Source organism: Pararhodobacter marinus, assembly GCF_003122215.1.
In the GTDB taxonomy this organism is placed as follows: Bacteria; Pseudomonadota; Alphaproteobacteria; order Rhodobacterales; family Rhodobacteraceae; genus Pararhodobacter; species Pararhodobacter marinus.
Genome location: NZ_QEYD01000008.1, coordinates 99302 through 112040 on the forward strand (window position 1 = coordinate 99302; position 12739 = coordinate 112040).

The window sequence follows — 12739 nt, forward strand, 5'->3', positions numbered from 1 at the left end:
ATGCGGGGCTTGGCGTCGCTCACAAATCGCTCCCGGCTGATTGAAGGCCCTGATCGACGATTCGCAACACCCGCGCCGAAACCATCGTCTTGGCGCTGCGAATCAAGGGCAGGTCGTGGGTGGCGATCATCACCGCCGTGCCCATGCGGTTGAGCTCGACCAGAAGCGACAGCAGGCGCTGCGACATCTCGGGGTCGACATTGCCCGTGGGCTCGTCGGCCAGCACGACTTCGGGCGACATAATCACCGCCCGTGCCAGTGCCGCGCGCTGACGCTCGCCGCCCGACAGGGTGGGCGGCAGGCTGTCGGCCTGTCCCGCCAGCCCGACCCAGGCCAGCAATTCGCGCAGATCGGCCTCGGGGACCTGGCGGCCGGTGGCGACGAAGGGCAGCGCCACGTTCTCGGCGAGGCTCAGATGGTCGAGAAACTGGCAATCCTGGTGGATGACCCCGATGCGCCGGCGTGTATCGGCCAGCGCGTCGCGGCTCAGCGCGGAAAGCGGCTGGCCGAAAAGTTCGACATCGCCGTCATTGGGCCGCAATTCTCCGTAACACAGTTTGAGAAGCGTGGATTTGCCAGCACCGGACGGCCCGGTGAGGAAATGAAAGGCCCCCGGCGCGATATGCAGGTCGATATTCTTCAACAAGCCGCGCCCGCCATAATCGTGCGAGACGTTCGCCAATCGGATCACAAGTTAACCCCTTTGCGAGCAGTCGAAACGCGGGCTGCGCCCTTGGAAGTTGACATGGGGATTGCTACAACGTCCGGTGAGCAGAGCCAATGGCCGTGGCAGGCAAACGGCAAAAATCGTCCCAAGGAGTCCCGATGAGACTGACCTGTCCCAACTGCAATGCGCAGTACGAGGTGGATGAAAAGGTCATTCCCAAGGGCGGGCGTGACGTGCAGTGCTCGGCCTGCGGTCACACATGGTATCAATATCCGATGGATGTCGCGCTGCAGATGCGCGCCGCCGATCTCGACGACGACGAGGATGACGAGGATTTCGAGACCGGGGGCGCGTTGGGCGACGATGACGACGCGCAGGGCCCGGTGCCCGGGCGGCCGCAGGCCGCGCCGCGCATCGACAAGACGGTGCTCGACGTGTTGCGCGAAGAGGCCGAGCGCGAGATGGGCGAGCGCAAGCGCGCGCGCGGCGGGATCGAGACGCAGGGCGATCTGGGCCTGACGCGGCCGCAACGCTCGAAAGCCGCGCCCTCGCGCGTGTATGGCGAGGACGATCCCGCGCCGCCCGACGAGCCCGAAGAAACCGCGACCGAGGATACCCGCGCCGAGGAAACGCCGGTCAGCCGCCGCAAGCTTCTGCCGGATATCGAGGAACTGACCTCGACGCTGGAACCCGGCAGCGAGCGCGACGAGGACGGCTACGACGAGGACGACGAGGACGGCAAGGGGTTCCGCCGGGGCCTGTCATTGGTCGTGCTGATCGTCATCGCCCTGACCGTGCTGTATCTTCTGGCGCCGATGATCTCGAACGCGGTGCCGTTCCTGCGCGGGCCGCTTCTGTCCTATGTCGGGCTGGTGGACAGCCTGCGCGCCTCGATGGCGGGGGCGCTGCGCAATCTGCTCGGCGGTTGACGGCCGGGCGGCTGACCCTCAGTCCACCCAGAGCCCCCACAGCACGAAAACCCAGGCTGCGCCCGCCGCGATAGCGGTCAGGGCGACGGCGGCGCTGCCGCAATCCTTGGCCTTGGCGGCCAGCGGATGCCGTTGGGGAGAGAGCTGATTCACCACCGTCTCGATCGCAGTGTTCATCAGTTCGGCGGCCAGCAACAAGAGCCCCAGCGCGACGATCAGCGCGCGTTCCCCGGGGCTGAGCGGCAGAAGCAGCGCGGCAGCGATAGACAGCGCATTGGCCAACGTCCATTGCCGCAGCGTTTTCTCCGAGGCCCAGGCGGCGCGCCAGCCCCGCCACGAATAGACGCAGGTCCCCCAGAACCGCCGCGCCTCGGCGGCAAGCCACGCCTTCATCCCGTCCTCCCCGACGCACACCCCGCGAAGGGGTCAGGCGCAGGTTAAGCCGGGATGACAATGCTGTGAAGCGGGGGCGGTCTTGCCCCGCCGGGCGCTCAGCCGTTCAGGCGCGATTCCAGCGCGTCGATGCGCGCCTTGAGCGACTCGTTTTCCTCGCGCGCCTTCTGGGCCATCGCGCGCACCGCGTCGAATTCCTCGCGCGTGACGAAGTCGCGATCGGCCAACCAGCGATCCATCAGCGATTTCATCGCGGTTTCGGCCTCGGTCCGGGCGCCTTGGGCGACACCCATCGCATTGGTCATCAGTTTCGACAGGTCGTCGAAGATCTTGTTGCCGGGCTGCATCGGGCGCTCCTTTACTGGCTTGCCACCTATATGGGACGGGCCGGCGGGCAGCGCAAGGTTGGGCAACCGGGCTGCCTTTGGCTTACAGGCAGCCGAGCCGCCCGGTTGACTTCCGGGGGCCGCCACGGGAAACCCGTTGCAAAGCAAACAGGACCACCATGCATCTGGTCATCGACTTTCCTTCCTATCTCCGCCCCGAGATCTTTTCGCTGGATCTGGGCTTTTTCACCTTCGCCCTGCGCTGGTACGCGCTGGCTTATATCGCGGGCTTCGTGATCGGCTGGCGGCTGATCGTCGCGGCGGTGAAACGCCCGCATCTGTGGCGCGGCGACACGGCGCCGATGACGCCGGTGCATGTGGAATCCCTGCTGACCTGGATCATCCTTGGCGTGATCCTGGGCGGGCGGCTGGGCTTCGTGCTGTTCTACCAGCCGAGCTATTACCTGTCCCACCCGCTGCAGATCCTGCAGGTCTGGGAGGGCGGCATGTCCTTCCATGGCGGGCTGGCGGGCGCCACGCTGGCGGGTTTCCTGTTCGCGCGCCGCAACGGTATCCCGGCCTCGGCGGTCGGCGATTCCATGGCGATGGTGATTCCGGTCGGGCTGGGGCTGGGGCGGCTGTCGAATTTCATCAATGCCGAACTCTGGGGCCATCCCACCAACCTGCCCTGGGGCGTCGTGTTCCCGGGCATGGGCAGCGTCTGCCCTCCCGAATGGCCGGGCATCTGCGCGCGCCACCCCACTCAGCTTTACGAGGCGGGGCTGGAAGGCCTGCTTCTGGGGCTGGTGATCTGGTATCTGGTGACGCGGCGTGGCGGGCTGAAGCAGCCGTGGTTCATCACCGGGGTTTTCCTGACGATCTATGGCCTGTCGCGCATCGCCGTCGAGTTCTGGCGTATGCCCGACGACCAGTTCCTGGCCCGCGACCCCGAAGGATACGTGATCCGGCTGGGCGAATTCGGGCTGACCATGGGCCAGACGCTGAGCCTGCCCATGGTGCTGATCGGCATCGCGTTGATCCTGTGGTCGCGGCGCGCGCGCCCGGCGCCCGCATGACCGCACTGGCCGGCATCCTTGCGCGCCGCATCGCCGCGGCGGGCCCGCTCTCGCTGGCCGAGTATATGGCCGAATGCCTGCTCAACCCCGCGCATGGCTATTACGCCACGCGCGATCCGCTGGGCGCGGCGGGGGATTTCACCACCGCGCCGGAAATCAGCCAGATGTTCGGCGAGCTGATCGGCCTGTGCCTGGCGCAAAGCTGGCTCGACCAAGGCGCCCCGCGCGCCGTTCTGGCCGAGGCCGGTCCGGGCCGGGGCACGCTGATGGCCGATATCTGGCGCGCCACCCGGGGCGTGCCGGGCTTCCACGACCGCGTGACGATCCGGCTGATCGAGGCCTCCCCCGTCCTGCGCAAGGCCCAGGCCGAGCGGCTGACGGGGGCGCCGGTCGACTGGCTGGAAAGCCTCGATGCGCTGCCCGAGGCGCCGACCTGGTTCGTGGCCAACGAGTTCTTCGACGCCCTGCCGATTCGCCAGTTTCGCCGCGACGGCGACGGCTGGCGCGAGGTCGTCGTGGGCCTGCAAGGTGACGCCCTTGTCCCCGGCCTGTCGCCGCGCGCGCCCCTGGCCGAGTTGCAGCATCGCCTGATCGACACGCGGGACGGCGATATCGTAGAAACCTGCCCCGCCGCCCGCCCGGCGATCGAGGCCGTCGCGGGCCGCGTCGCCCGCCAGGGCGGCGCGGCGCTGATCGTGGATTACGGCAACTGGCGCTCGAAAGGGGACACGTTCCAGGCGCTTGAGAACCACGCCTATGCCGATCCCTTCGCCCGTCCGGGGCAGGCCGACCTGACCGCGCATGTCGATTTCGAAGCCCTTGCGCGGTTTGCCGTTCCTCTGAGCGCCAGCGCGCTGATGCCGCAGGGGGTGCTGCTGGCCGCTCTGGGGATCGAGGCGCGCGCGGCGCGGCTGGCGCAATCGCTCGACGGTGCGGCGCTCGACGCGCATATCGCCGCGTTTCGCCGCTTGACCCATGCCGAGGAAATGGGAACGTTGTTCAAAGCGCTTGCGTTGGTGCCTGATGGTGCCCCTTTTCCACCCGGTTTCGCCGCCCGTTCCGCAGCCAAGGATGACGGATGACATTGGAAATCCTGACATCTGACGACCTCTCGGACGTCCGCCACGGCTTTTTCACGCGCCGGGGCGGGGCGTCGTCGGGGGTGTTTGCCGGGCTGAATTGCGGCGGCGGTTCGACCGATCAGCGCGAGGTGGTGGCGATCAACCGCGCCCGCGTTGCCGCCGCGATGGCCGTTCCGCCCGAGGCGCTGGTCGGCGTGCGGCAGGTGCATTCGGCCAAGGTCGTGACGGTCACCGGACTGGGCGAGCAGGGCGAGGGCGATGCGATGGTCACCGATGTGCCGGGCCTCGCGCTGTCGATCCTGACCGCCGATTGCATGCCGGTCCTGCTGCACGATCCCTCGGCCGGGATCGTCGGCGCGGTCCATGCGGGCTGGAAGGGGGCGCTGGGCGGCATCCTTGAGGCGACGCTCGATGCGATCGAGGATCTGGGCGGCGACCGGAGCGAAACCGCTGCGGTGATCGGGCCGTGCATCAGCCAGCGCGCCTATGAGGTCGGGCCGGAATTTCTGGACGCCTTCCTGGCCGAAGACCCTGACTCGGAATGGTTCTTTGCCAATGGCGACGGCGACCGCTACCTGTTCGACCTGCCGGGCTTCGGGCTGAAACGGCTGCGCGATGCTGGCATCGGTGCCGCCAGCTGGAGCCGCCACTGCACCTATTCCAGCCCCGAGCAATTCTATTCCTACCGCCGGTCGGTGCATCAGAAGCAAGCCGATTACGGGCGGCTGATTTCGGCCATCCGGCTCTGATCCGTTTCCTGATCGGAAAGAATCCCGCTCTTTGCCGCGTTTTAGCCTCATTTCGGGGTCAGTCTGTCGGGGAAAGGCGCCAAAGCGCGCCGGCAGGCAAGGACATTCTCGATGGCAAGGTCGCGCTGGGCCCAATGGGTCGTCACCGAAAGCGCTGCGGCGCGGTTTCCGCTTCCCTGGGCGAAGCCCCGGCATCTGGTTCCGACGCGGCGGCTGAGGGTCCGGCAATACGACGCGGACTATGCCTGATCAGAGCTGCCGCCGCGCGGCGAGCGCCGCGGCAATCGTCCCGTCATCGAGATAATCCAGCTCGCCCCCCATCGGCAGGCCCCGCGCCAGCGCGCTGACCGAGACGCCGGTGGGCGCGAGCGTTTCGGCGATGTAATGCGCGGTGGTCTGGCCCTCGACCGTGGCATTGAGCGCGAGGATCACCTCGCTGATCCCCTCGGCGCCGATCCGTTCCTCGAGCGCCGGAATGCGCAGGGTTTCGGGCCCCACCGATTCCAAGGCTGACAGTGTCCCGCCCAGAACGTGGTAGCGCCCCTTGAAGCCGCCCGCGCGCTCCATCGCCCATAGATCGCTCACATCCTCGACCACGCAGACAATGCCGGTCGCGCGCGCCTCGTCGGCGCAGATCGGGCATATGTCGTGATCCGAGATATTGCCGCAGACCTGGCAATCGCGCGCACTCTGCGCCACGCGAGTCAGCGCCTGCGCCAGCGGTTCCATTACCAGCCCGCGCTTTTTCAGCATGGCGAGCACGGCGCGCCGGGCGCTGCGGGGGCCAAGCCCGGGCAGCCGCGACATGAGCGCGATCAGCGCCTCGATCTCGCCCGGCGCTTTCGCCACGTCACATCCCCGGCAGGTTCATGTCGCGCGGCAGGCCCATCGATTCGGCCAGATTGCCCATCTCCCACTTGGTGCGCTCTTGCGCGCGGGACTGAACATCCTTGATCGCGGCAAGGATCAGGTCCTCGACCACTTCCTTGTCGTCGGCGGAAAAGATCGACGGGTCGATGGACAGGCTTTTCAGCACGCCCTTGGCATTCGCCGTGGCGCGCACCAGCCCGGCGCCGGATTCCCCGTCGACGATCGTGTCGTCCAGACGGGTCTGCAGCTCCGCCATCTTGTCCTGCATTTCCTGTGCGGCCTTCATCATCTTGGACATATCGCCCAAGCCACCGAGGCCGCCCAATCCCTTCAGCATGATCTGCTCCCGTGGTCCGTGTTCCGTGTTGGTGACCATGTAGGCACCGGCCCCGCGACCCGCAAGGCGAGGGCGCTCAGTCCTCGAACGGATCCCATTCGTCCTCGACCTCTTGCAGGGCGCTTTCGGCGACGTCCTGCACGGTCTCGGCCGGCGCCCGGAAGGCGGTGATTCTGGCGCCCGGGAAGGCGTCGAAAATCGCCTTGACCAGCGGGTCCTCCATCGCCTGCGCGTTGCGGGCAGCTTCTTCGGCCGCCTGCACCTCGGCGATGGTCTGCCCGCCGCCCTGCGCGATCGACACGCCCCAGCGCGCGCCGGTCCAGTTCTGCAAACGTCCGGCCAGCCGCGCGGCGAAATCGGGGGCGGCGTTGTCGGTGGGTTCGAACTCGATTCGCCCGGGCGAATACCGCACCAGCCGCAGGCAGGTCTCGACCTCGGTCAGCAGCCGGATGTCACGCCGCTCGCGGATCAGGGTCACGACGCTGTCGAAGGTCGCATACTGCGCCAGCGCGTTGACCTGCCCGGCCAGCGCCGCCTGCGCACCTCCTCCGCCGCCACCAACACCACCACCGCCGCCGCGCATCGGGGCGCCGCGTCCCATGGCCTGCGCGCCGCCGCCCATGCCCGGCGCGGCTGCGCCACCGCTGCCCCCGCCGCCCGGAGAGGGCGGCGGCGGGCTGTCCTGCAGGCGCTTGATCAGCTCGTCGGGGGTGGGCAGGTCGGCGACATGCGTCATGCGGATGATCGCCATTTCGGCGGCCATCATCGCGTTTGGCGCCATCGCCACCTCTTCCAGCGATTTCAGCAGCATCTGCCACATCCGCGCAAGGATCCGCAGATCCAGCCGCCCGGCCAGATCACTGCCGCGCTGGCGCTCGTCGGGACTGACGGTCGGATCCTCGGCCGCGCCGGGCGTGACCTTGATGATGCTCACCCAATGCGTGATCTCGGCCAGGTCGCGCAGCACGGCGACCGGATCGGCGCCGTCGGCATATTGCGCCGCCAGCTCTTCCAGCGCGCCCGCCGCGTCGCCGCGCATCACCGCCTCGAACAGGTCCATCACACGTCCCCGGTCGGCCAGGCCCAGCATCGCGCGCACCTGATCGGCGCCGGTTTCGCCCGCGCCGTGGCTGATCGCCTGATCGAGCAGGCTCATCGCGTCGCGCACCGAGCCTTCGGCGGCGCGCGCGATCAGCGCCAGCGCCTCGTCCGCGACCTGCGCGTTTTCCTTGCCGGCGATCTTTTGCAGATGGGCGATCATCACCTCGGGTTCGATCCGCCGCAGGTCGAAGCGCTGGCAGCGCGACAGCACGGTGACGGGCACCTTGCGGATTTCGGTCGTGGCGAAGATGAATTTCACATGCGCGGGCGGCTCTTCCAGTGTCTTGAGCAGCGCGTTGAACGCGCTGTTCGAGAGCATGTGCACCTCGTCGATGATGTAGATCTTGTAGCGCGCACTGGCCGCCCGGTAGGCCACGGAATCGATGATCTCGCGGATGTCGCCCACGCCCGTGCGGCTGGCGGCGTCCATCTCCATCACGTCGACATGCCGCCCCTCGGTGATCGCGCGGCAGGGCTCGCAGACGCCGCAGGGCTCGGTCGTGGGGCCGCCGTTGCCGTCCGGACCCACGCAGTTCAGCCCCTTGGCGATGATCCGCGCGGTCGTCGTCTTGCCGGTGCCGCGAATGCCGGTCATCACGAAGGCATGGTGGATGCGGTCGGCCGCGAAGGCGTTTTTCAGCGTGCGCACCATCGCCTCTTGCCCGATCAGGTCGGCAAAGGTTTCCGGGCGGTACTTGCGGGCGAGAACCTGGTAGGTCTGACTCATCGAATTCCGGGGGCTGGTGTCGCCCAGACACTAGGCATCCCGGCGCCCGAGTTCCACCCATCTTCTGCGGGCAATCGGCGCATCGCGTCCGTCAGCCGCGGAAATCGGTGTTGTTGAGGTCTTCGAGCATGTCGAGCAGCGTCTCCATCCGCTCTTTGCCATAGGCCGCTTCCAGCCGGTCGAACAGTCTGCGATTGGCGTCGGCGCGGTCCTGGATCACGGTATGCCCGGCCTCCGAGATGCTCACGATCGAGCGGCGGCGGTCGGCCGGGTCCATGGCGCGGGTCACAAGGCCCTGCTCCTCCATCGCGCGCAGGATCCGGGTCAGCGAGGGCAGTTGCAGGCAGCTTTTCTCGGCCAGCAGGCTCTGATCCAGTGGGCCGGATTCGTCCAGCACCCGCAGGACCCGCCATTTCTGCTCGTTGATCCCGCTGTCGGCGAGCATTTCGCGGACGGGGCCCATGACGGTCTCGCGCGCCCGCAGCAAGGCGATCGGCAGCGAGCGGGAGGTCGTGCGGAGGGAAGTCTTGCTCATGGACAAGCAGTGGCCGAACATCGCGGGCTAGGCAAGCGCTTTGCTTGGGCCACGCCGGCAGGGGCGCCGGGGACGCCCGGTGAATCGGCAATTGACATTCCCGCGCAAAACCCTTAACAAAGCAATTAATCGGAGAGGGGGGAGCCTTGCCACATCTGCAGATCCAGTATTCGCGCAATCTGGAAGAGCGGCTCGACATGCCGGGTCTTCTGGTCGTGCTGCGCGATGCGGCGGTCGAGACCGGGGTCTTTCCGCCTGCGGGCATCCGGGTGCGCGCCTTTGCCGCCGATCATGTCCTGATCGCCGACGGCGACCCGAAACACGCCTTCATCGACATCTCAGTCCGCCTGCGCGGCGGCCGCAGCCCCGAGGACAAGCTCAGGGCGACCAACCATCTGTTCGCGGCGCTCGAAGCCTATTGCGCCGACGATCTTGCCCGGAACTCGCTGATGCTCTCGCTGGAAATGCGCGACATCGACCCCGAGCTGAGCCCCAAATCCAGCTCCATCCGCCGTTTCCTGCCGAAGGACATGCAAGCATGAGTGATCTCGCCACCCGTCTCGCCCAGCTCGACACCCATCTCGCCCGGTTCCGCGACAGCGGCATCGTCAACCTGATCAACGGTCAGGATATCCCCGGATCGGGCGGCGCGTTCGAGACCCGCTCGCCGGTGGATGACAGCCTGATCTGCAGCGTCTCGCGCTCGACTGCCGAAGACGTGGACGCTGCCGCGAAGGCTGCGAAGGCGGCGTTTCCGGCCTGGGCCGCGATGGATGGCAAGGAGCGCAAGAAGATCCTGCACCGCGTCGCGGATGCCATCGTCGACCGCGCCGAGGAAATCGCGCTGTGCGAATGCTGGGATACCGGGCAGGCCTGGCGCTTCATGTCCAAGGCGGCTTTGCGCGCGGCCGAGAATTTCCGCTTCTTCGCCGATCAGGCCCCGACCGCGCGCGACGGCCAGACGCTGTTCGCGCCCGGTCAGATGAACGTCACCGCGCGCCACCCGATCGGCCCCGTGGGCGTCATCACGCCTTGGAACACGCCCTTCATGCTGTCGACGTGGAAAATCGCGCCGGCGCTGGCCGCGGGCTGCACGGTGGTGCACAAACCGGCCGAGTTCAGCCCGCTGACGGCGCGGCTCTTGTCGGAAATCTGCCGCGAGGCGGGGCTGCCCGACGGCGTCTTGAACCTTGTGAACGGGTTCGGCGAGGATGCGGGCCGCGCGCTGACCGAGCATCCCGACATCAAGGCCATCGCCTTCGTGGGCGAGTCGAAAACCGGCTCGATGATCATGAAACAGGGCGCCGACACGCTGAAACGCGTGCATTTCGAGCTGGGCGGCAAGAACCCGGTGATCGTGTTCGAAGATGCCGACCTGGAGCGCGCGCTGGATGCGGTGATCTTCATGATCTATTCGCTCAACGGCGAGCGCTGCACCTCGTCCTCGCGGCTTCTGGTGCAGGAAAGCATCGCCGCCGAGTTCCACGACAAGCTGGAAGCGCGGGTCCGGAACATCCGGGTCGGCCATCCGCTGGATCCTGCGACCGAGGTGGGGCCGCTCATCCACAAGGTGCATTACGACAAGGTCATGTCCTATGTCGAGATCGGCAAATCCGAAGGCGCCACCTGCCGGGCCGGCGGCGCGCGCGCGGGCGAGGAGGGGTGGTTCGTGAAACCCACGCTGTTCACGGACGCCACCCGCAACATGCGCATCGCGCAGGAAGAGGTGTTCGGCCCCTTCCTGACCTCGATCACCTTCAAGGACGAGGCCGAGGCGCTCGATATCGCCAATGACGTGGCATATGGCCTGTCGGGCTATCTGTGGACCAACGACCTGACCCGTGCGCTCAATTTCAGCGACAAGCTGGAAGCGGGCATGATCTGGGTGAACTCCGAAAATGTCCGCCACCTGCCGACGCCGTTCGGTGGCGTCAAGGCCTCGGGCGTGGGGCGCGACGGGGGCGACTGGTCGTTCGATTTCTACATGGAGACGAAGAACACGTCCTTCGCGCTGGGAAGCCACAAGATCCAGCGCCTGGGCGCCTGAGCGGGGAGGGGGAAGAATGGGAGAGCTGGTTCTCGCCGCCAAGATGACCCATGTGCCGACCTTGCAGATGTCGGAACAGGAGGGTCCCATCAAGGGCAAGCGACAGGCGGCCATCGACGGTCATCTGGAAATCGCCCGCCGCGCCAAGGCGCTGGAGGTCGATACGGTGGTGATCTGCGACACGCATTGGCTGGTCAATGCGGGCTTCCACGTCAACGCCAATGACCGCTTCGAAGGGCTGCTGACCTCGTCGGAATTTCCGCAATTCATCCGCGACATGCCCTATTCCCACCGGGGCAATCCGGAACTGGGCGACGCCATCGCCAAGGCCGCGACGGATATGGGCGTCTTCACGCTGGCCCATCACCTCGACAGCCTGGATCTGGAATACGGCACGCTGGTGCCGATGAGCTTCATGGCGCGCGAACACGACATGAAGGTCGTCTCGGTCGCCGCCTTCTGCACGGTGCATGGCCATGACGAAAGCCGGGTGCTGGGGCAGGCGATCCGCAAGGCGATCGAGGACAGCGACAGCCGCGTGATGCTGGTCGCCTCGGGCTCGCTCAGCCACAAGATCTGGTCGAACAAGGAATACGCGCCCAATAACGGCACTTTCACCATCAGCTCGGAATTCAACCGGCAGGTGGATCTGATGGTGCTGGAGATGTGGCAGCGCGGCGACCATGCGACCTTCCTGAAAATGCTGGGCGATTACGCGCATCATTGCTCGGGCGAGGGCGCGATGCATGACACGGCGATGCTGTACGGCGCGCTGGGCTGGGACGATTATACCGGCCGGTGCGAGATCGTGACGCCCTATTTCCCCTCGTCCGGCACCGGACAGGTCAACGTGATTTTCCCGGTCTGAGGAGTTCCCGATGCCGATCCCCGAACCCAATCTCTACCCGCCCTTCAACATCGTCCGCCTGAGCCATGTGGAATACGGCGTGACCGATCTTGCGGCGTCCCGCGCCTTCTATGTCGACACGCTGGGCCTGCAGGTCACGGACGAGGACGACACGACCATCTACCTGCGCGCGATGGAAGAACGCGGCCACCATTGCATCGCGCTGGTGCAATCCGACACCGCCTATGTCGGCGGTCTGGGCTTCAAGGTCTTCGACGAGCAGGAACTCGACAAGGCGGCGGCGTGGTTCGACGCGCAGGGGCTGGGCGTGGACTGGGTCGAGCGTCCCTTCATCGGCCGCGCCTTCCGCACCCGCGACCCGTTCGGCATTCCGCTGGAATTCTATTGCCGCATGGACCGCCTGCCGCCGATCCACCAGCAATACAAACTCTACCGGGGGGTGAAGCCGCTCCGGATCGACCATTTCAACATGTTCTCGTCGGATGTCGACGCTTCGGTCGCGTTCTACAATTCGATCGGCTTCCGGGTGACCGAATATACCGAGGATGCGGAAACCGGAAAGTGCTGGGCCGCCTGGATGCACCGCAAGGGCGGCGTGCATGACGTGGCTTTCACCAACGGCACCGGCCCCCGGCTGCACCACACGGCTTTCTGGGTGCCGACGCCCCTGAACATCATCGACCTTCTGGATCTGATGGCGACCACCGGCTATGTCGGCAATATCGAACGCGGACCGGGCCGGCACGGGATTTCGAACGCGTTCTTCCTCTATGTCCGCGACCCCGACGGGCACCGGATCGAGATCTATTGTTCGGATTACATGACGGTCGACCCGGATCTGGAGCCGATCAAGTGGGATCTGAAGGACCCGCAGCGCCAGACGCTCTGGGGCGCGCCGGCGCCGCGCTCGTGGTTCGAGGAAGGATCGGTTTTCGAGGGCGCGGCATTGACGGCCTCGGTGCTGAAAGCGCAGCCGATCGTGGCGCCCTGAGGGCCTTCGCGCGAAGCGGCGGGGGCTGCCGCCCCCGCACC

Annotated in this window: 15 protein-coding genes; 8 read left to right on the forward strand and 7 right to left on the reverse strand. The window is 66.7% G+C overall.

Annotated features, from left to right (window positions below; translation table 11 throughout):
- Positions 1–19: 19 nt before the first annotated feature.
- Positions 20–691 (reverse strand): cell division ATP-binding protein FtsE, encoded by a 672-nt coding sequence (locus C4N9_RS13945; RefSeq protein WP_109533950.1) that lies wholly within the window; start codon positions 689–691, stop codon positions 20–22.
- Positions 692–825: 134 nt separating this feature from the next.
- On the opposite strand from C4N9_RS13945, the gene C4N9_RS13950 reads away from it, so the two are divergent.
- The gene (locus C4N9_RS13950; RefSeq protein ID WP_168192236.1) at positions 826–1596 is read left to right on the forward strand and encodes a zinc-ribbon domain-containing protein; all 771 of its coding nucleotides are present in this window, start codon (positions 826–828) and stop codon (positions 1594–1596) included.
- Between the two features lie 18 nt (positions 1597–1614).
- Here C4N9_RS13950 and C4N9_RS13955 read toward each other — a convergent pair whose 3' ends face one another.
- Positions 1615–1989, reverse strand: coding sequence for a diacylglycerol kinase (locus tag C4N9_RS13955; RefSeq protein WP_109533952.1), 375 nt, complete (start codon positions 1987–1989; stop codon positions 1615–1617).
- 98 nt (positions 1990–2087) lie between these two features.
- Positions 2088–2336 (reverse strand): accessory factor UbiK family protein, encoded by a 249-nt coding sequence (locus C4N9_RS13960; RefSeq protein WP_109533953.1) that lies wholly within the window; start codon positions 2334–2336, stop codon positions 2088–2090.
- A 158-nt stretch (positions 2337–2494) separates the two neighbouring features.
- On the opposite strand from C4N9_RS13960, the gene lgt reads away from it, so the two are divergent.
- Genes lgt through pgeF form a run of 3 tightly spaced genes read left to right on the forward strand, consistent with a single transcriptional unit; the run spans position 2495 to position 5222 of the window.
- Positions 2495–3391 carry a prolipoprotein diacylglyceryl transferase gene (gene lgt / locus C4N9_RS13965; protein WP_109533954.1) on the forward strand — a complete coding sequence of 299 codons (897 nt, stop codon included), beginning with the start codon at positions 2495–2497 and terminating at the stop codon, positions 3389–3391.
- The gene (locus tag C4N9_RS13970; RefSeq protein WP_109534075.1) at positions 3388–4473 is read left to right on the forward strand and encodes a class I SAM-dependent methyltransferase; all 1086 of its coding nucleotides are present in this window, start codon (positions 3388–3390) and stop codon (positions 4471–4473) included. Before lgt ends, C4N9_RS13970 begins: the two co-directional genes overlap by 4 nt.
- The gene (pgeF, locus tag C4N9_RS13975; protein WP_109533955.1) at positions 4470–5222 is read left to right on the forward strand and encodes a peptidoglycan editing factor PgeF; all 753 of its coding nucleotides are present in this window, start codon (positions 4470–4472) and stop codon (positions 5220–5222) included. The genes C4N9_RS13970 and pgeF overlap by 4 nt, the downstream gene beginning before the upstream one ends.
- Positions 5223–5471: 249 nt before the next feature.
- Here the strand turns inward: pgeF and recR are convergent, their stop codons facing one another.
- The 4 genes from recR to hpaR all read right to left on the reverse strand — a co-directional run bounded on the left by recR (position 5472) and on the right by hpaR (position 8792).
- Positions 5472–6071: a recombination mediator RecR gene (gene recR, locus C4N9_RS13980; RefSeq protein WP_109533956.1), complete on the reverse strand. Its 600-nt coding sequence runs from the start codon at positions 6069–6071 to the stop codon at positions 5472–5474.
- Between the two features lies 1 nt (position 6072).
- A complete protein-coding gene (locus C4N9_RS13985; RefSeq protein ID WP_109533957.1) occupies positions 6073–6429 on the reverse strand; it encodes a YbaB/EbfC family nucleoid-associated protein in 357 nt (118 codons plus the stop codon).
- Between the two features lie 76 nt (positions 6430–6505).
- Positions 6506–8257, reverse strand: coding sequence for a DNA polymerase III subunit gamma/tau (locus C4N9_RS13990; RefSeq protein WP_109533958.1), 1752 nt, complete (start codon positions 8255–8257; stop codon positions 6506–6508).
- 91 nt (positions 8258–8348) lie between these two features.
- On the reverse strand, positions 8349–8792 hold the full coding sequence (hpaR, locus tag C4N9_RS13995; protein WP_109533959.1) for a homoprotocatechuate degradation operon regulator HpaR: 444 nt from the start codon (positions 8790–8792) through the stop codon (positions 8349–8351).
- Between the two features lie 146 nt (positions 8793–8938).
- Between hpaR and C4N9_RS14000 the strand changes: the two genes are divergently transcribed.
- The 4 genes from C4N9_RS14000 to hpaD (C4N9_RS14015) are packed head-to-tail and all read left to right on the forward strand — an operon-like array spanning position 8939 to position 12698.
- A complete protein-coding gene (locus tag C4N9_RS14000; protein ID WP_109533960.1) occupies positions 8939–9334 on the forward strand; it encodes a 5-carboxymethyl-2-hydroxymuconate Delta-isomerase in 396 nt (131 codons plus the stop codon).
- On the forward strand, positions 9331–10839 hold the full coding sequence (hpaE, locus tag C4N9_RS14005; RefSeq protein WP_109533961.1) for a 5-carboxymethyl-2-hydroxymuconate semialdehyde dehydrogenase: 1509 nt from the start codon (positions 9331–9333) through the stop codon (positions 10837–10839). Before C4N9_RS14000 ends, hpaE begins: the two co-directional genes overlap by 4 nt.
- A 16-nt stretch (positions 10840–10855) precedes the next feature.
- Complete coding sequence (gene hpaD / locus C4N9_RS14010; protein WP_109533962.1) at positions 10856–11707, forward strand: 3,4-dihydroxyphenylacetate 2,3-dioxygenase; 852 nt, start codon at positions 10856–10858, stop codon at positions 11705–11707.
- 10 nt (positions 11708–11717) lie between these two features.
- Positions 11718–12698: a 3,4-dihydroxyphenylacetate 2,3-dioxygenase gene (gene hpaD, locus C4N9_RS14015; RefSeq protein WP_109533963.1), complete on the forward strand. Its 981-nt coding sequence runs from the start codon at positions 11718–11720 to the stop codon at positions 12696–12698.
- The last annotated feature ends 41 nt before the right edge of the window (positions 12699–12739 follow it).